Genomic DNA, 20,249 nt, shown 5'->3' on the forward strand with positions numbered 1-20,249 from the left:
GCACCGAGGAGAGGAGGTTTTTTTCTATGTGGAGAATGTCATTTTTGGCCATTATTCTTGCTGCTTTATTCCTTGGAGGTTGTAACTGGGGAAACAAGGCTGTTGAAACAAGACCGGTGGAGAATGTTAAACACGACGTTCGCCGAGGTGTAGAGAACGTTGTAGAGCCGACTAAAAGAAATGACGTCTACAATCGTGACGTAAATGGTGTTAACCGTAACACAGTTCTTCCTGAAGCTACAACACCAGGAACAACAGCACCAGGAACTACTACACCAAGAACTACAACACCAGGAACTACGACAGTACCAGGAACTACAACAGTACCAGGAACAAATACTGATTTAAATGGTACAAATGGTTATAACAACGTTCCAAATGCTAACGGCGTCGTGAAAGAAAAGGTCGTCGAAGAGAAAGTTACACGATAATATAAAAAAGAGTGTTTCCAACCAATGGAACACTCTTTTTTTCATTTCGAATTCGCGTGAAGGGGGGAAATATACCCGCGCGAGAGAAATACCCGCGAAAGAGCAAGGAATACCCGCGCGCGAGAGGGAAATACCCGCGAAGAGGGAGTGAATACCCGCGCGCGAGAAAAATACCCGCGAAGAGGGAGTGAATACCCGCGCGAGAGAGAGAAATACCCGCGAAGAGGAGGTGAATACCCGCGCGCAAGAGAAATACCCGCGAAGGGGAAGTAAATACCCGCGCGTGAGAGGGAAATACCCGCGAAGGGGAAGCGAATACTCGCGCGCGAGAGAAATACCCGCGAAGAGGAAGTGAATACCCGCGCGCGAGAGTGAAATACCCGCGGGCAAGAGGGAAATACCCGCGAAGGGGAAGCGAATACCCGCGCGCAAGCGAGAAATACCCGAGAAAAGGAAGAAATACCCACTCGAAATAAAAAAAACACTAAACAAACTATCTCCTCAGGACGAGCGGAAAATTGGCTTCATATATTCCACTAAATTTTCGGGTAATTGGTAAACACGATTTTTATAAGAACCTGTATAGGGAAATTGAAATTTTCTAAGTAAACGATTTGCAGCATCGCTAGAAGGAATATCGAAAAATTCACGTAACTGTTTGTTGGTTATTGTTGGTCTAACTAAGTATCGATAATCTTGTAAAGCTTCAGCAAAAATTTCTTCGCTCGCATACTGACAGTACGAACATATCCAAATTCCGCGCGAATAATGCATTTGAGACTTGTATTGGCATTTAGGACAAAGCACGCCTCGGCGAAATCGTGATGAATCAATAGAAGCCGGAAGTTTTGATGACTGATGTCTACTAAGGAATTGTTGAGCAATTTGAGTTAGTTGTTCATCACTTAAAATAGCTTGTGTATATTTTTTAAAAAGGGAATTAAGATGTGTTTGAAGTCCTGAAACATGGAAAATCGGAATTGTATTTGGATGACTTGCAATGATAGCAGAGGGGTTTGAAATGATAACCGCACCCTCAATGGGGAGAGAATAGTTTTGGTAAATAACTTTAAGAAATTGCATATGTCGTTGGGTCTGAGTAATTGCATTGGGAAATCCTTCGACAGTTCCATCTGGCTTCGTTCGAATACATTGATGAGTAATATCGTCAAAATCAAGACGTCCGTTAATATTTTTTATTTCAATAACTAGCATAAAATTACTGCAAATGAAAAGTGTGTCGAGTTGATGTGAATGTTGTGCAGAGTTCATCAGAATTAAATTATGTAACACTAAAAAAGTATAGGGACATACTAATTCAAGCCATTCACGGTCAACTTTCCTTTCACCAGCAAAGCCAGCATCGAATCTTCGAAATTGCTCATTATAATAACTAAAATCAGGGTCCTCTTCGAACAACCGTCTCTTTAAAGCCTCAAGCCACAATAATTTTAAAGGCTTTTCCCTAATAGCGATATTCAAGTGTAGTTACCTCCTATAATTTTTACATCGTATTTTACCTTAAAATCTCTACCTGTCCAATAAAAAATAACGATGCAATTTTTTGCATCGTTAAATCAAGTTCAATCATTTTTTAATTTTGGTCGTTCTTTCATATCGTGTGAGAAGCGGTCCAATAGCTTATCTAAAGTAACTCCCTCAGCTAGTAATTCGGCTAGTAATTGCTCGGCATATTTTGAGCGTTTTGTCTTTAAAGTCCCTTTTAAAAGAACAGAGATGTGTTCGCCAATTTCTTGAACTGTATGTACGACAACCTGGAATGGAGCAGGCTCATTATCTGGAAATGAAATAACTACACGTACATTAAAGATAGTAGCATTCGCTAAAAGTTCATCAAAAGTTGAACGATATTGTCGGTCCATAAACAGTTCGAGAATCCAAGATTGATGGCTGTTTTCCTGATTAATAATAATACCATCGACTAAAGGGAAAGGTTGTATGCCGTCTTTTGTGACAAGGTCAAAGGAAAGCATTTTAAATGTTTTCATTATGTAATATCCTCCTAAGTCGGTCATCCTTTTTAGTATAACATATTCAATTAGCCCTGTTTACGATAGGGTCAATGCTATATTTTCGCACAATCTACAAAAACAACGAAATTGTATATTTCAACAATTAGCATTTGCTATTACAGCGAAAAGCATTCAGCCCGAAAAATCATTAATTAATTGAAAAGTAAAAGCCTCAATATATCCAATTTATGATTAAAAACTAAGGGAAATGATAAAAATCGACTTTTGCCAATGCGGGATTAATTTTTGTAAGATGAGTGCAATCAAAAGTAAAGGAGGTGAATCAATGAACCAAGTCGGACTGGTTGGAAGGTTAACAAAGGATCCAGTGTTACGACACTTATCTGAAAATCGCGTGCAAACACATTTTTCCCTAGCCATAAATCGCAATTACAAAAACAGTCGTGGGGAAGTCGATGCTGACTTTATTCTTTGTACAGTATGGGGAAGGCTTGCAGAGCATATCGTCAAATATTGCGGAAAAGGCTCATTAATTGGGGCAAATGGTCGTATTCAATCAAGATCATTTATAAATGAAGAAAGCACAAAGGTTTTTATAACGGAAGTAGTCGTAGAAGATGTCCGATTTTATCAGCTTAAGCCAAGGGATAGTGACGGTGCTATTGTGTCACCAAAGTCACCTGATGAGCAGGATAGCTTAAAGGATTTTGTGCTACCCGAGGCAGAAGTACAATTACCAGTAATATAGCAGTTTTAAATGGTACATACGGGGCAAGTGACAAGTTGTCTGATCCGCCATTTTCCTTCTATTTACTTGCACCGTAATCAATTTAGAAAGGAATGAGGTATACCTTTTCATAACGCAGTTCATTGCTGAAGACCGCACAGCAATGAGCATTTTAAACACAACTAAATATTAATATGAAGTAAGTAGGGAAGAAGTAACAGCAATATCCACTGAAAAAAAGCGCCAAGAACTTTGAGCTCTTGGCGCATATACACTTTTTTTAATAATCGAGCTTCATTAAATCGCGAAGTTCGTGATCTTCTAACTCAGTTAACCACTGACTTGATTGAATGAGTTCTTCTGATAAAGCAGATTTCTGGGCCAACATTTTATCGATTTTCTCTTCGATGGTACCAATTGTCACAAACTTATGCACTTGCACAAATTGTGTTTGACCAATTCGATATGCACGGTCTGTCGCTTGATTTTCAACGGCTGGATTCCACCAGCGATCTGCGTGTAATACATGATTTGCAGCTGTTAAATTTAACCCTGTTCCACCTGCTTTTAAGGAAAGTATAAATATTGGGAAAGCTCCTGCCTGAAAAGCCTCTACTAAGCGGTCACGCTGCTGCTTAGGCATTGCACCAGTTAAGAACGGCGCATCAATATTATATAATTCACTAAAACAATGCTGTAGTAATTGCCCCATTCCAATATATTGTGTGAAAATGAGGCACTGCTCGCCGTTGTCTACGATTTCTGTAGTCATTTGCACGATACGTTCTAATTTCGTAGAACGAGTTAGCATTGATTCAGCATCCTCGAAAGGTTCTTTTAAATACAAGGCAGGATGATTACATAATTGCTTTAACTTACTGAGCATCTTTAAGACGCGTCCCTTTTTTTGAAAGCCTGTCAATTGTTCCAGCTGATCGAGCGTCTCTAATATATATCCTTCGTATAGAGATGCTTGCTCAGTTGTTAATGGGCAATACTCATGAGACTCTTGTTTATCTGGTAAGTTAAGCTGTAAGTGTGGGTCACGCTTTGTACGTCGCAGTAAAAACGGTTGAATTTTTGCACGTAGCTTCTGTTTATGTGACTCGGACTCATCTCGTTCTATCGGTAAAATAAATTCTTCGTTAAAGCGACCGAAGCTACCTAAATAGCCTTTATGGATAAAGTCAAAAATTGCCCATAGCTCTGATAAACGATTTTCGACTGGTGTACCTGTTAAAGCAATATGATGCGTACCATGTAATTTGCGAATAGCCCTTGATTGTAGCGTTTGCATATTTTTAATATTTTGAGCTTCATCTAGTACAACTGATGCCCATTCGACTTCCTGTAAAAACTCAGCATCCTGTGATACCGTTCCATAGGTAGATAAAATCACATGTGGTTTTTCTCTTGCTACTAGCTGTTTAAAAACATCCTCCTTTGCTCGATTCGCCTGATAATGTGTATGCACAGTCAAGGAAGGAGCAAAACGAGCTAGTTCCTTTTGCCAGTTGCCTAGCACTGACGTAGGACAAATAATTATAGATGGCTTTGTATCCTCAATTGTTTCATAAAGATGAAGCAGATATGAAATAAGCTGGACTGTTTTACCAAGGCCCATATCATCAGCTAGACATGCACCAAAGCCTTGTTCTCGCATGAAGACGAGCCATTCAAAGCCTTCATGCTGATAAGGACGTAATTCAGCCTGCAAAGATGTAGAGATTGGTACTGTTGGAAGCCCTTTTTTCTCCTGAAGCTGCTCCATATAGGATTTAAGCGATTGTTGCAATTCAAATGCAAATATCGGGTCATCTCGCATTTCATCATCGGCATCCTCTTCTTCAAGAGGTAAGGATAAATCCTCTGGTAGCTCACGAAATAGCAATTCGCGAACGGTCCAGCTTTCATCCTCTGCTTGCTGCATCAATGTACGCATTTCATGCATCCAGTTCGCATCGACTCGAAACCATTCAGTACCAATACGAATGAATTCGCGTTTCTCATCCACAAGCTTTTTAAATTGCTCAGGTGAAATGGACTGTCCATTCATAGAAAACTGCCATTTGAACGTTAAAATATCATCTAATCCAGCAACCTTCTTTGTCGCTACATTGCCAGTGCTTACACGAACACGCATTTTTGATTGTTTTAAATCTTTTAGCCAAGCAGGTAATACAACGTCAAAGCCGAGTGCCTGTAATCTTGCTAAATCCTCACGTAAAAATGTTCGAACTTGTAAATCTTCAAGCATAATACGAATGAAAATATCACTAGATAAATCTTCAATAGAAAGAAGATCTACAATTTGCCCTTGTTGTTGTTCAATAGCATCAGCATACATTTCCCATTTTGCTGGTAGAGCCTTAGCAATTGGTAGTGACTGCTTTCGCATAGCAGGCGTCCAGTAGTTTTTAGTTGTAGCCGTGCTAAGTACTGTTTCTAAAAGCCAAACATCAGAATCTTCCTCAGGCTCACTTAGACGTAGGGAGACAGTAACTGCACCTGCTTGTCGTTCCTGTTCTAATGGCCAGCCACCACGCAAGAAAAATGGCATTAGCTTTGGCAAATCAGACAGTACAAGACCAGCTTGTGACAGTTTTTGCTGCACTGCCACTTCTAATAATGCTGTATCTATATCGTCTATAGGGAATGTAAGCGAAGAAAAATCATCGGCAATAACTGCGTATGACCAGAGCGAGGACTCCTGCCAATATGTTTGTAATGCCGACGCTTTTTCTAGCCACTCCTGACTTTCTGTATTCACGCCTTGCCATTCAATAAAAGGATGCAAATAGCGCTGTGAAAAAATATTAAGGAGATCAGAAGTTGAAACTTCAACCGTAAGTTCTGAACGATTGGTTAATAAACCATAGACATTCGCTTCATAGTTAAAAAATAATGAAGAAATGAGTGAGTCTGCTTCTATTGCTGCACCATCAGCAGTAAATCCCTGTAACGTAAAATATCCTTCCTGTGCTGCATTAATACGAAGCTGTAGTTTTTTTGAAAACGGGGAAGGAGCATTATAAGTTATCATACTAAGTTTCCTTTCTCAATTTCTTCCTGTAATGCACGAAGTCGTTTATACTCTGCACGAATTGTTTGCATATATGTTTCAAAATAAGCAGTTTTACCAGCACGCTTTGCTGCACTGCGCATACTTTTCCAGATTCGTACAGCCTGCTTATAGTTCATCCGTGATTTTTGTGTAATTTCAGCCATGGCGTATAGATGGTATAAGGGCAATACTGTTGCAGGAGCAACCTGAAGCACATCCTTTAATCCACACATTTCTAAATAAGAAAGAGAGGAGAGATTTAACTGATGGAGGGCTGCCCATTCACGATAGCGTTCTTTTTTAATAAGAAAGAACGAAAACGGTTGAAGCCCGTAAACACCAAATGCACTATATAATGTAGCTTCCTCTTCCTCCGTAAGCTGCATGTCTTCGTATAAAAGCTGGAATTGCCGTACGTATTGAGCACGTTTTACAACTGGCACAGTTTGCTGTAAAAAGACTTCGGTAAATGGTAGCATCGCACGTAAAATAATTGACTGTGCATGTGATTCGCTAGCCCGTTTTGCAAAAGTAGCCAGCTCAAATAGGTCCTGCATATGTTGTACATCAATATGTGCAATGCTGTCCTGTAATAAACTTTCTTTTTGTAGCAGCACATAAAATAGCAGTTGTAATGACTGCAAGGATATCTCAGGTGAAGGATTCTCAAGGTTATTTATCAGTGCTAATTCCTGTTCACGACGCGGCTTCTCGTAAAAAAGCACTGCCCAAAGCAGCATATAAATTTGTAGTCGTTCAGCAAACAATCCTTGTCGTTCCAATAATAACTCTCGCACTAATTCCTGAATCGCATCATAAAATGGATCAGTAGCAAAAAGTCGTGATCGACCAGTCAGCTCCGTAAATATACTTTCGAATGATTGAACACTTTGATCAATAAAATATTTCATATAAGGAGAATCCAATGAATGTCCTTTTGTTTCATTTAAATGGCGCCATATTGTATTAAAGATGGATAGCTCCATAAAAAGCTTATAAAGTGGCTGCCACTCGCGCTCGAAAGGCATATGCCGTTGAAGTCGCTCCAATGCATCTGTCCGTATAGCAGAAAGGCCATACCCTTCTAGAATACGCCCAGGTGGCAATAAACGTTTCATGACTTCATTGACCATCAATTGCCAGCTTTCTGGACTCCGCTCATCTGCCAATGATTTTAATTGCACTGATTTTTGCGCACGCCAAGCGCTCGACCAATTTTGCACCGAGTCAAAATACTGATAGAGGGCAAGCAATGCGCCAACCTGATGTCTGCACCATTTTAGCTGTGGACAGTTACAGCTCAACTCCTCTTTGGCAAAATCAATTTCTACAGAGGCAGGTCTGACATCCTGTACGCTTGCATATAATATAGAACTTGCTCCATTAAAACGTTCAAAGACAACTGATTTGTTCCGCACTGAAAAAACAGCACGACGCACTAGCTCTTCGTCTTCAGTAGAGGAAGGATGTAACGCCTGTTCAGCTTCCTGTAATTTGGCAAGGATAAATTCTTGATGTTCCTTAGCTAATTGGGCAATAGACAATGCCATAACCTCACTCCTTTCAAAATGTATAGCTAGTGGGCATTTAAGTGATGAAGGAAAAAAGACTGTCCTTCCATTATACGATTAAAATGCGTACATGATAAGCTGAATGATTCGAAAGAAAAAAATCAAGGAGAAGATAGTTAACAAGATAATTAATATGTGTTAAAATCTGAATAATCAGATAAATAGGGAGGGATGAAGGATGATGCAAGTTCAATATATGAAGCCATTTTACACAAAAATCACGGGAGACAAACTACGTCTCGTGTTTGCTTATCAATATTTCTCTATTTTAAAAGAGAATGAGATTTTCCATTTCATTCCCATCGAAGGTAAAGAGATGATTATCAACTTGAATACACAGCAAATTGAAAATATATCTGAGGTATTTGTTTTCCAAAAGGGGAATCGCTTTATCCGACTGCCGTTATATCAATTATTATTAATTACAAATGTTCATGAGCATCTAACACCGATTCTTGAAAGCGCAACACCAAAGCCTCAGTTACCACTTGTTTCATCAGTGACTGTTGGCGAAGTGGATCAACTCATTGCAGAATTGGAGCAGAAAAACATAGATTATTTAATCGACCAGGCATTACTAGATAATAATAAAGCTCTCTTTTTTGAACTTCTACAACAAAAGAACCATCAACTCGGAGGTTTCGAAAATTGAATACACGGTATTTCAATTAAGCACCTACTTTTCACATGTGAGAAGCGGGTGCTTTTATATATATGGGTACAAAGTCTTGATTGTAAAAATGAATTAAAAATCATTACTATATATAACCTATTAAATTAGAATACATTACCAATATAGACTTAAAAAAATAGAACGTAGACCGATATAAATAACAATAGGGGTGGTGAAATTATGCTAGGAAAATGGTCAGCAACGGGGTTGTCAATTTTAAATAATATGAATAGACATTACAGTGCAATGAACAAGGCCATGCTTCGAATATCCTCAGGCTACCGCATCAATAGCGCTGCGGATGATCCAGCAGGACTTGCAATTTCTGAAAAAATGCGGGCGCAAATTCGCGGACTGAACATGGGGGCGAAAAATATTCAGGATGGTATTTCACTTGTTCAAACAGCTGAGGGTGCACTAAATGAAACACATGATATGATTCAGCGCATGCGCGAGCTCGCAGTCCAGGCGTCCAACGACACATTAACGGATAGTGATCGTAAGAAACTCGATTTGGAATTTCAGGAATTAAAAAAAGAAATTCAGCGCATCTCGAAGGACACTGAGTTTAATACAAAGACATTACTAAATGGGGATTATGCTGCAAACGGTATTAAAATTCAGGCAGGTGCCAACTCAGGTCAAAGCATCGAACTGTTTATTAACGATATGGGTGCTGGAGCACTTGGCTTGGACGCTAACACATCCATTGCAACTCGTGAGGATGCCAATAAAGCGATCTCCACAATGGACGAGGCTTTAAAAAGTGTTTCAAGCGAGCGCTCAAGACTAGGTGCCTACCAAAATCGCCTAGAGCACGCATACAATGCGAACGTAAACACGGCAGAAAACTTACAAGACGCCGAATCTCGCATTCGCGATGCAGATATCGCGAAAGAAATGATGAATATGGTTAAGGCACAAATTTTAATGCAGGCAAGCCAATACGTACTAGCAATACACATGCAACAAGCACAATCAATCCTAAAACTACTCGAAAGCGGAACAACGAGGAATCCCCGATACTAAAGGCGATTCCTTTTTTTAGTTTGGATTGAAGTGCTGATAAAAAGTGAAAGCCGCGATAAAAGCGAGGCAATCCTTGATAGAGAAGTGAGAACCGCTGATAAAAGTGGAGTAATCGCTGATAAAAAGAGACTATCGCTGATAAAAGTGCAATAATCGCTGATAAAGAAGAGAACATCGCTGATAAGAGTGCAACAATCGCTGATAAAGAAGAGAACATCGCTGATAAAAGTGGAACAAACGCCGATAAAAAACAATAAACCGTTGATTAAATCGCAAAACCGCTGTTAAATGTGCTATAATCGCTGGAAGGATTCGAAAATAGCTAATAAACCTAACAAAATTTCAATAGAAAAGGAGAGAATTGATTGATCATAAAATCCTTCGCACCATCCCCGTTGACTAAAGGACTTCAAGCACTTGTGACTCGGTTGCACCCCACGCACCCACAATATCAAAATTTTCAGCAGGAACTTAAAAATAAAGAAGCTGGTGATTTTGGTGAGCAGTATGTTATGAAGGAACTACAGCAAATGGCACTACTCAATGATTGCTACATTCTCCACAATGTAACACTTCCCTCTGCTTTACCCATGCAAATTGATATTTTACTCATTGTCCCTAACGCTATTATTCTATTAGAAATTAAAAATATACGAGGAACGGTACATTTAAAAAATGACCCCCGCCAGCTCATTCGTACATCGGATTCTGGAGAGGTTCACGTTTTTACGCATCCTGAAATTCAGCTTGAACAGTATATTCAAGGTATGAAACATTTCTTAGACACCCAAAATGTTTCGATACCTATTTATGGAGCGGTTGTTTTTCCTTTTAATAATGTAAATATACATCGAGAGGAAGGACGATTGCCAATTTTAATGGCAAAAGAGCTACCGATATTTCTGCATAAACATTTAGAGAAAAGTAAAGAGACGACAACAATGGCAGAAATCAAAAACATTATTTTGTCACATTTGCGTAACAGAACGCCATTTCCACTTTGCCAATACTATCAAATTGATGCCTCTGCTTTGCGGCGGGGTGTTTATTGTGAAAACTGTGGTGGGTTTGGGATGGAGAAATTGAAAATAGGTTGGCATTGTCAGATGTGTCAACATCGATGTCGCGATGCTCATATACAGTCGCTAAAAGATTATTCTATGCTTGTCGGTGAGACGATAACGAACCGTGAATGTCGGGATTTTTTGATGATTGAAAGCGAGCATGTTGCAAAACGTATATTACAAAAATTACAGTTACCACGTAGTGGATCTAATAAAAATTCAAGGTACAAATTGTCTGGTTTATATATGAATCGCTGATAAAACCAGCATAATCGCTGATAAACTTCTGAACATCGCTGATAAACTTCTGAACATCGCTGATAAACCCTGAGAATCGCTGATAAAATCATTATAATCGCTGATAAATCCCAGAAACCGCTGATAAACACGCTCAATTCCGCCGCTAACCAACAAAACTTTTGCTAATCGGACACAGAAAACAGCTTTGAAATAACAAATTGATTCACACTTTCCCTTGAAAGATGTATACTATAATGCAGAACAAAAATGCATCATGCATTTAAAGAACATATAATATAACTACTCGTTTTTGAAACGGAAGGAAGAATAGAGAATGACGAAATCAATTTGTGTCGTTGGACTTGGTTATATCGGATTACCAACGGCTGTAATGTTTGCCAACCACGGCATAAAAGTACATGGGGTGGACGTAAACCCAGCAGCAGTAAAAAGTATTCAAGAGAAAAAACTTCATATTGAAGAAAATGGATTGCAGGAGCGCCTGAACAAAGCGGTTGATGAAGGTTTCTTAACGGCGTCAACGACACCACAGGAAGCGGACGTGTTCATCGTTGCTGTTCCGTCGCCAATTAATCCTGATAATACAGCGAATTTAGAATATGTACGTCAAGCTACGGCTTCTATCGTGCCATTCGTGAAAAAAGGTGACCTTGTCATTCTTGAATCGACAGTACCACCGAAAACTGTAGAGAACATTATGCTACCAGAGTTGATCAAGGCAAATCTTGAGTTTGGTGTAGATTTATTTGTAGCACATTCACCAGAGCGTGTTATTCCTGGTCGTATTTTTGAAGAACTAGTGAACAACGACCGTATCGTTGGTGGTATTGATGAGAAGTCTGCGCAAATGACAAAAGAGCTTTATCAAACATTTGTGAATGGAACAATCCACCTTACAGATGCAACAACAGCTGAGTTAGTAAAAGTAATGGAAAACACTTACCGTGATGTAAACATTGCGTTTGCCAATGAGCTTGCAAAATTAGCAGAGAAGCTAGACGTAAACATTTGGGAAGCCATTAAGTTTGCGAACTATCACCCACGTGTAAATGTTCACTTCCCAGGTCCTGGTGTAGGTGGTCACTGTATCGCGGTTGACCCTTGGTTCCTAGTTGAGCTAGGTGGCGAGACAGCACAACTTATTCACTTATCTCGTAATACAAATGATAGTATGCCAAGCTTCACAGCACAAAAAACACAAGCAATCTTAAATCAAAACAAAATTGCTGGTGGCAAAGTAGCTGTACTTGGACTAGCCTTCAAAGGAAACGTAGATGACATGCGCGAAAGTCCATCTACAATCGTTATTGACGAGTTACAAAACCTTGGATTAGAAGTTATTTCTTACGATCCACACATTAAAGAAAACAAACATGCTACACAAACACAAAGCTTAGAAGAAGCTACAAAAGATGCAGATATCATTGTTGTTCTAACGGATCATAATGAATTCAAAGCATTAAACGCAGCAGAAATTACAGCGAAATCAAAAATCGTTTTCGATACGAAAAACTGCTTAAAACGCGATAATTGGGAAGAAGCAGGCTTCCAGTTCCACCTTTTAGGAGATGCGAAAAACCGATGAAAGAAACAGTACTTGGCATCAATGTCAATACGGAAGGCTACGATGAATTAATGGAGATGGCATTCGAGCGTATTGAAACAAAACAAAAGGCGCTCGTTGTTGCCATCAATCCAGAAAAGATTATCAAAGCAAAAGAAGACCCTGCTTTAAAGAAGCTGCTTAACGAAGCGGAATTTCAAATTCCAGATGGCATTGGGGTTATTCTTGCTTCCAAAATTCAAAAAGGGCAAATTCGTGAACGTGTTACAGGCGTCGATATGATGATGAAGCTTTGCGAGGAAGCGGCAAAACGTGGCAAGCCTATTTTCCTTTATGGAGGGAAACCAGGTGTAGCAGATGCAGCAAAAGCAAAGCTAGAATCATTATTTCCTTCTATTAAAATTGCTGGCACACAGGACGGCTATGAAAAGGACGAACAGAAGGTACTTGACCGCATTAATGAAGCACAACCTGATTTACTTTTTGTAGCAATGGGAAGCCCAAAACAAGAAAACTGGATTAATGCAAATCGCGATCAATTGCATCCAACCATTTATCAAGGAGTGGGTGGATCATTCGATGTGCTTGCAGGTACAGTTAAACGAGCACCGGAGATTTTCCAAAAATTTGGCCTTGAATGGTTTTATCGTTTAATGAAAGAACCGAAGCGTATCAAGCGTCAAATCGCTCTTCCATTATTTTTATTGGAAGTGGCAAGGCAGAAACGGCAATAATTTTTAAAAATGGTATTGTTGTTTTATATTGAAAGTGTTAGACTGTATGTGTATAGGAATTTCCTCTATGAAATAAATAGAATTCCCTGCAAGGAAACAACGGTTGGTAGCCCAAGCGAAAAAAGCTCAAGCATTTATATGCTTGAGCTTTTTTCGTGTATAAAAATATTATTCTACTCTTAGAGAGTCTAAAAACATAGACTACATTGTCCAAAGATCCCTCAATAATTCACCGGAACACCTTCAAATTTAAGCCACTATAATTTCCATAGAAGTAAATAAGATTACCAATTTTAATACCACTAAAAATATATATAAAACCTATAATTGGATATGATTGTAAAAACTTTGAACATTTAAGGTTTGCATTCCATATTCTTGTTGGAAAAGATGTGTAATATCACTTGAAAAATCAGCGAAAATAGATAACAATGGTAAAAGAGAGTTGCATGTCCATGTTTTTCCGGAAATGAATTAGAAACTTTCCCAAAATATGATTGACAACTTTTAGGGATACAACTATACTTTTATGTGTAGTTGTTTATTTACTGCATTTCTATGTATTTGTAGTAGAGACATAATTTATGAACTTAGAGGAGGAAATTTTTCTATGGCTAACCAACCAAAGAAATACAAAAAATTCGTAGCAACAGCTGCTACAGCTACATTAGTAGCATCTGCTATCGTACCAGTTGCTTCTGCAGCAGGATTCACAGATGTAAAGGGCAATTCTCACGAAGAAGCTATCAACGCTCTTGCTGATGCAGGTATCATCAATGGATACGCTGACGGCACATTCAAACCAAACCAAACTATCAACCGTGGTCAAGTAGTTAAATTATTAGGCCGTTGGTTAGAGTCTGAAGGCTTTGAAGCTCCAGCTGACTGGGATACAAAACAACGCTTCAACGATCTTCCATTAACAGCTGAAAAAGAATTAGTAAAATATGCTGCACTTGCTAAAGATGCAGGCGTATTCGCTGGTTCAAACGGCAACTTAAACTACACTCAAACTATGCAACGTCAACAAATGGCAGTTGTTTTAGTTCGTGCAATCAACGAAATCTATGAATTAGATCTAGTTAAAGAATACAAAGCTGATAAATTCAAGAGCGAAATCTCTGACTTAGACAAAGCTTTCTCTGCTGAACAACGTGAAGCTATCACTGCTTTAGAATATGCTGAACTAACAAATGCTGCTACTCTACCAGGTAAAGCATTCAACCCAGCTAACTCTATCACTCGCGGTCAATTCGCTTCATTCTTATACCGTACAATCAACATTGATGCTACAACAGACGTAAACGCTTCTGTTAAAGCTATCAACAACACAACTGTTGAAGTAACATTTGACGAAGAGCAAGATAACGTAGATGGTCTTAAATTCGAAATCAAAGATTTAGAAATTAAAAACGCAGCAATTAAACAAACAAACAAAAAAGTTGTTGTTTTAACTACTGCACCACAAAAAGCTGACAAAGAGTACACTGTATCTCTTAACGCTGAAGAAATCGGTAAATTCAAAGGTATCGAAGCTGTAGTACCAAAATCTATCGTATTAAAAACTACTAATACACAAGGTAAAGTTGGTAACCAAGTAACTCTTACTGCTGATGTTGGCGTAAAAACTGCTGGTATCCCTGTAACTTTCAACATTGATGCTCCAACTGGATCATTAAACAAAGACTCTGTAGTAGAAGTAGTAACAAACGCAGAAGGTATTGCTTCTTATTCTTACACTCAATATGCACCAGACGCTGATGATGTAACTGTTTACCCAACAGGAGCTCCTCAATTACGTGCATTCGGTACTGTGTACTGGGGCGTTGAGAACATCTTAACTCTTGAAGAAGTTACTGCTGGTAACGTTCAAGCTAACGGTGTTAAGAAAATTTACAAAGTAACATTCAAAGATCCTAAAACTGGTGCTGCACTTAGCAACCGTGCTTTAAACGTATCATTTGTAGAAAACACAAATGTTGCATTTAACGCTATTTCAAAAGCTACTGTTACAAACCCAGCAACTGGTTTAACAGTAACTCCATACCAAACTACTACAGGTTTAGTAGAAGAAATTAAAGTAACAACTGATTCAAACGGTCAAGCTACATTCGTAGTTTCTGGTACAAACACTGCTGTAACACCTTACGTTTTCGTTGATGGTTCAAGCTCTGTATTAGGAGTTTCTACTGTAACTGGAACTAATGGAGTTACACAACCTGCTACTGCAAACAAAAAATGGGAAGCAACTGAATTAACAGCTACTGCAGCTCAAGTTAAATTCGAAGGTGCTCAATTAAACCACCAAATCACTGTAACTCGTGACGGTGAAGAAGAAGCAGCAGCTCAATATGGTAATAAATTTAACGGTCGCGAATACAAACTAAAAGTGCTTGACAAAGATGGTAAGCCATACGCTAACGGTCTTGTAAACATCGGTCTTGACGAAGTACTTGATCGCAACTTAAATACAAACTCAAAAGCTATGTTTAAAAATGTTGATGATAGCACAGCATTAACTTTAAAAACTGGCGCTAACGGTCAACAAGGTCAAGTTAAATTAGACTCAAAAGGTGAAGCAACAGTACTTCTTTACGGAGCAAAAGGTGAAGTTGGAACTCCATTAGTATGGATTGACCAAAACACTTCTCAAAACAACCAAACTGGTGTACTTGAAGATGGTGAGCCATTCTTCAAAGCTCCAATTTCTAACTTCCAATATGAGCGTGTAATTGGCGCTGAGTTCACAGTTGAAGGTAAAACTTCAAACCAAAATGTAAGTAAAGATGGCATTGCAAACTATGCATTTGCTCTTACAAACCAAAGTGGTGAAGCATTAGATCGTTTACAAGGTAAAATGACTTACGAAATCCGTAACACAAGTGGTCAACCAATTGAAGTTACAACTCCAATTGCTTACCGTGACCAAAATAATCAATCTAATACAAAATTCAAAATTGAAGAATATGGTAGCATCACAATTACTGCAGATGTAGCTTCAGTTGCAAACGCAGCATTCACAGTTGAAACTGCTCCAAATGGTAAAGCAGCTACTGTAGTTGTAACACCATCATTCGTTACAGCTAACAACTTCGATGCAAGTGGTGATAACGGTGCAACAACAGATGCACGTGACTTCAATAAATATGTAACAGCTGCTGGTTTAACTGCTACATTTGGTAACAGCACAGAAGTTGGAACTAACTATACAGGTACTGTTCAATACTTCAATACAGCTAAGAAAACAATTACTTTCAATGGTAAAAATGCAGTTAAATACGCTGGTGAATCTGGTAAAACTTACAAATACTTCGGACTTGGAAGTACGCCAATCACAACAGCTGATGATTTCATTGCTCAATTACAAAATCATACTGCTGGTTCAGTTACAGTAACTTATAAAGTAGTAGACAATGAAATACAATTCTACATTGTAAGCTTTAATACTACTGGTACTCCTGCAGTAGCGGAACCAACAGCTGTAGCGCCAACTGATGGTACAATTGCATTTACTAACGCATCATTTAATGCAAGTGCAAACCAAACAATTACTGTAAAAGATGCTGACTTAAATGCTAATGCAACAGTAGCTGACACTACAACAGTTAAAGTAACTTCAGGCACAGTTGTTTATACATTAACTGCTACTGAAACTGGTGTGAATACTGGTGAATTCGCAGCTACATTAACAACTGCACAATTAGCTGTTTTATCTGACGGTGTAATTACAGCAACTTATGAAGATGTTCGTAATACAACTGGTTCTTCAGTAACACGCACAGCTACAGCTACGTTAAATACAGTGGTGGGTGCTTTTAATACTGCTACTGCAACACCATCTGCTCCAGCTTCAAAAGTAGCAGCAACACATACTACAACTACAGTATCTGCAGGTACTGCAATGGTAACAGATACAGTTGACTTTACTATTGGCGGAGTTACTAAATCTGTAACTATTCCTGATGGTGTTGCTTTAGCAACAGCAGAAGACAATGCAGCAATCGTGGCAGCAGCTATTAATGCTCAATTCCCAAGCGTTGCGACAGTAGTAGGCCAAACTGTGAAAATCACAGCAAAAACTGATTCAGACACTATCGTTATTGGTGCAGCAGCAGGAACGACTGCAGGATTTGCAACTACAGCAACTACTGTTAATCCAACTAATGTAGCAGCTACTCCAGCTAAGTGGGAAGTTGCTTTAACTTCTAACGTAGTAGCTGGTGAAAAAGTAAAAGTAGTATTTAATGGTGTAACTAAAGAATTGACTGCAGTAACTGGAACACCTACTGCTAACCAATTTGTTGTAGGCGCTACTTCTGCAGCAACAGTTGCTAATATCGTAGCAGCATTAACTGGAACACCTGCAGCATTTGGTCCGGATTATACTGTTACACAAGCAACACCAACTTCTAACGTAATTACTATTACTCAAGTTACAGCTGGAACAACTTCAGCAACTTTATCAGCAACAGTTACAAAATAATAGTAACGACTTGAAACTAACAGGCTATTAGATTCTTAGAAACTAATACGACGTTAGAATATAGAAGAACCCTACATGAGATTCACATCATGTAGGGTTTTTACTTTAGTATTAACAATAAGAAACGGAAGTTTTCGCTCCATAGGATGATTTGTTTATAGTATGATGGCTATATATAAATGGATTATATTAATAAAGGGTGGAAAAAATAAGACTTACTAAACGTGTTAGGAGATATATACTGCCAGTATCGTGACTTTTGTCTTAGTTGGTTTAAATTTGTCGAATGTTATGGGAGTAAGCAGGACAAGGAATTTGCAACAATTGAAGCGTTGTACAATCAAGAGATTTAGTTGTAAAGTAATAAAAATAATGCTGAAGTGATGAAGGTAACAGCGGCAACTATTGTTTTAGCACGTAACTTAACTCCAAATGTATTAGGTACAGTTTCAATTATATCAGGATCGAAAGTAGTCACAGTTACTCAATCAGCACTAGCAGCAACTGTATTAACTTTAGGTGCAATAGTTTCTAGATAGTACTAGGTATCTGGTACTCACACGATTCAGGTTCTATTCTTACAATTATATGATTGGATGGATTACAGAATCATAAATGTCTCAATGAGGAGAAATCTTCATAGAGCTTTTCTTTGCTTATAAATCGCTATAAATAGAAAACTAAGCATATATCATATAATTGTATAGACCTATATCAGCCCTAATTCCTTTTTGGAGTTAGGGTTATTTTATTTAGTCACATTAACTTAGGAGGAATTCACATGGAAGAAAAACGTCATATCCCAATAAATCGTGTAGACATTGTACAGAGAAAGTTAGTGCGAGAGAAAACGATGCTTTACAAAGAAAGACGTATTCGTTCACCTCATGATGCCTACAAAATATTTCAAGGGATAGTCGGGGATAGTGACAGAGAAGTGTTCGCTATCGCTTGTCTAAGCACTTGTAACGAAATCAACTGTTTTCAAATCGTACACATTGGTTCCATCAATATCAGCATTGTCCAACCTAGCGATGTTATGAAAGCTGCAATCCTTTCAAACAGCACATGCATTTTAGACTTCTACAATCATCCATCAGATGACAGTACACCTTCACCTGAAGATATTGCTATAACGGAAAGAATTGTAGAAGCAGGAGAAATCATTGGAATTGATGTATTGGATCATTTGATTTGCACATCAAAAGGTTTCCGTTCACTAAAAAAATTGGGTTACATGTAAGTGAAAGGAGGTTTAGAGGATGGAAGCATTACAACGAAGGAATGAATAGGTTAATAGGGAAGACAATTTCAGTAAATGAAGTTGGTTATGAATCACTACAGTTTGAGAAAGAGGAAATCGATGAAATACTAATTCCTACTGAAATACTTGCACCACTATTAGAACCTATAATGACAACTTCAGTAGATTATACAGATGCAGAGGGTAATTATTATCTGTATTTATCTGTGTCCCGTGATGAGATCGGATTACCATCGTATGAAGTATGGTTAGTAAATGGTGAATTAATTCCCAATGTTTTTGGAGGCAGTGAAGATGTACGTTAGAAAATGTGTGAAAATACAAGTGAATGGTGATACCTACTACAGAGAAAAGAATGTCGTCGGTTATTACGGTAAATTTCTAGTGGCACCACTGGAACCATTCGATATTGTGGAAGAAATAACGATAGAAGCTTATGAAATACTTTATTTAGTTAATCAAATTCAAGATGTAAAACTTCATGGTATCTTTCGTCATTACATTGCATATTTAGAAAAATTGGTTGTCGCAAAATAGTCAGATTGAATGAGGTATTTCATTAAACTGACGACATTTATAATGAAAATCTAACGACATTAGTATTTACCAATGACATAGAAAATGAGAAGTGCATGCGATACATAGCATGTGCTATTTTTGTGTGCCTAAAAAGTTATGACATTATTATATAACTGTCGTGAGAGTTCAAAAGATTATATTTGAAAGGAGGTGAAGTAGATGAATCTATGGAAACAACTAGCGGTAACTGTAGTGATAGCTGTAGTAATATTAGTGCAAAAGAAATTATTGAAGGAGATTAAGTATGGTAAAAATATGTTCGTGTTTATTAACAGATAAACGTTGTAGGCGTTGTAAATTAGGATTATTTGTTAGGTGGTAATATTCCTCTTGCAGGGAAGTAATTTGAAGTAATGGTCAAAAGACTGTTGCTTCTTTTTTGAGGTGATGAAATGGAAATTTTAATATTAATGCTATTCAAGAAATGGCTAGTATGAAGAAGGGAAAGCGGTGAAAACAATTGAAAGCTATACGACAGATGTACGGATGTTTCAAAATTACTTATTAGAAAAGGATGTTGATCCAGAAATCATCGGTATTGATATTTTGGATCATTTGATTTGTCCATCAATAGATTTCCATTAACTAAAAGAATCGGGGGTTATTTAAGTAATAATAGGAGTTTAAGATAATGAAAGTATTACAACGCTTTATAGCAGGAATGGATTGTTTAATAGATGCATGAGTTCAATATAAACGATCTCATGCATTTTTTATGAAAATCTTTATATGCAAATAAACATTATCTTTTGATATAAAAATAATAATAATTTACACATATAATACTATTACTAACAATAAATAGATAAAT

The 20,249-nt window shown here is 38.0% G+C and carries 17 protein-coding genes; 13 read left to right on the forward strand and 4 right to left on the reverse strand.

The genetic code is table 11. From position 1 onward, the window contains the following. The first annotated feature begins 26 nt into the window (after positions 1-26). On the forward strand, positions 27-431 hold the full coding sequence (locus ACQKMV_RS00760; RefSeq protein WP_427501938.1) for a hypothetical protein: 405 nt from the start codon (positions 27-29) through the stop codon (positions 429-431). 501 nt (positions 432-932) lie between these two features. Here ACQKMV_RS00760 and ACQKMV_RS00765 read toward each other — a convergent pair. Then, positions 933-1,913, reverse strand: coding sequence for a nuclease-related domain-containing protein (locus ACQKMV_RS00765; protein WP_427501939.1), 981 nt, complete (start codon positions 1,911-1,913; stop codon positions 933-935). 101 nt (positions 1,914-2,014) lie between these two features. After that, complete coding sequence (locus tag ACQKMV_RS00770) at positions 2,015-2,440, reverse strand: YwpF family protein (RefSeq protein WP_427501940.1); 426 nt, start codon at positions 2,438-2,440, stop codon at positions 2,015-2,017. Positions 2,441-2,750: 310 nt separating this feature from the next. On the opposite strand from ACQKMV_RS00770, the gene ACQKMV_RS00775 reads away from it, so the two are divergent. After that, complete coding sequence (locus tag ACQKMV_RS00775; RefSeq protein ID WP_427501941.1) at positions 2,751-3,173, forward strand: single-stranded DNA-binding protein; 423 nt, start codon at positions 2,751-2,753, stop codon at positions 3,171-3,173. 259 nt (positions 3,174-3,432) lie between these two features. Here the strand turns inward: ACQKMV_RS00775 and ACQKMV_RS00780 are convergent, their stop codons facing one another. Next, a complete protein-coding gene (locus ACQKMV_RS00780) occupies positions 3,433-6,195 on the reverse strand; it encodes a DEAD/DEAH box helicase (RefSeq protein ID WP_427501942.1) in 2,763 nt (920 codons plus the stop codon). Further along, the gene (locus ACQKMV_RS00785) at positions 6,192-7,766 is read right to left on the reverse strand and encodes a hypothetical protein (RefSeq protein ID WP_427501943.1); all 1,575 of its coding nucleotides are present in this window, start codon (positions 7,764-7,766) and stop codon (positions 6,192-6,194) included. Before ACQKMV_RS00785 ends, ACQKMV_RS00780 begins: the two co-directional genes overlap by 4 nt. 199 nt (positions 7,767-7,965) lie before the next feature. On the opposite strand from ACQKMV_RS00785, the gene ACQKMV_RS00790 reads away from it, so the two are divergent. From ACQKMV_RS00790 to ACQKMV_RS00840, 11 genes are all read left to right on the forward strand, one after another. After that, a complete protein-coding gene (locus ACQKMV_RS00790) occupies positions 7,966-8,439 on the forward strand; it encodes a transcriptional regulator (RefSeq protein WP_427501944.1) in 474 nt (157 codons plus the stop codon). A 201-nt stretch (positions 8,440-8,640) separates the two neighbouring features. Continuing rightward, positions 8,641-9,489, forward strand: a complete 849-nt coding sequence (locus ACQKMV_RS00795) for a flagellin (protein WP_427501945.1) — start codon at positions 8,641-8,643, stop codon at positions 9,487-9,489. 365 nt (positions 9,490-9,854) lie between these two features. Then, positions 9,855-10,811, forward strand: coding sequence for a nuclease-related domain-containing protein (locus ACQKMV_RS00800; protein ID WP_427501946.1), 957 nt, complete (start codon positions 9,855-9,857; stop codon positions 10,809-10,811). 316 nt (positions 10,812-11,127) lie between these two features. After that, complete coding sequence (locus ACQKMV_RS00805; protein ID WP_427426038.1) at positions 11,128-12,399, forward strand: nucleotide sugar dehydrogenase; 1,272 nt, start codon at positions 11,128-11,130, stop codon at positions 12,397-12,399. Next, entirely contained in the window at positions 12,396-13,112 is a 717-nt protein-coding gene (locus tag ACQKMV_RS00810) for a WecB/TagA/CpsF family glycosyltransferase (protein WP_427426039.1), read from the forward strand. The genes ACQKMV_RS00805 and ACQKMV_RS00810 overlap by 4 nt, the downstream gene beginning before the upstream one ends. Before the next feature lie 610 nt (positions 13,113-13,722). Beyond that, complete coding sequence (locus ACQKMV_RS00815) at positions 13,723-17,595, forward strand: S-layer homology domain-containing protein (RefSeq protein ID WP_427501947.1); 3,873 nt, start codon at positions 13,723-13,725, stop codon at positions 17,593-17,595. A gap of 383 nt (positions 17,596-17,978) precedes the next feature. After that, positions 17,979-18,134: a hypothetical protein gene (locus tag ACQKMV_RS00820; RefSeq protein WP_427501948.1), complete on the forward strand. Its 156-nt coding sequence runs from the start codon at positions 17,979-17,981 to the stop codon at positions 18,132-18,134. A gap of 242 nt (positions 18,135-18,376) precedes the next feature. After that, a complete protein-coding gene (locus ACQKMV_RS00825) occupies positions 18,377-18,838 on the forward strand; it encodes a JAB domain-containing protein (protein ID WP_427501949.1) in 462 nt (153 codons plus the stop codon). Between the two features lie 41 nt (positions 18,839-18,879). Further along, entirely contained in the window at positions 18,880-19,164 is a 285-nt protein-coding gene (locus tag ACQKMV_RS00830) for a hypothetical protein (RefSeq protein WP_427501950.1), read from the forward strand. After that, positions 19,154-19,396: an ATPase gene (locus ACQKMV_RS00835; protein WP_427501951.1), complete on the forward strand. Its 243-nt coding sequence runs from the start codon at positions 19,154-19,156 to the stop codon at positions 19,394-19,396. The genes ACQKMV_RS00830 and ACQKMV_RS00835 overlap by 11 nt, the downstream gene beginning before the upstream one ends. 492 nt (positions 19,397-19,888) lie before the next feature. Then, positions 19,889-20,023: a hypothetical protein gene (locus ACQKMV_RS00840; protein WP_427501952.1), complete on the forward strand. Its 135-nt coding sequence runs from the start codon at positions 19,889-19,891 to the stop codon at positions 20,021-20,023. The last annotated feature ends 226 nt before the right edge of the window (positions 20,024-20,249 follow it).

Source organism: Lysinibacillus sp. NPDC094403, assembly GCF_050278745.1.
Lineage (GTDB): Bacteria > Bacillota > Bacilli > Bacillales_A > Planococcaceae > Lysinibacillus.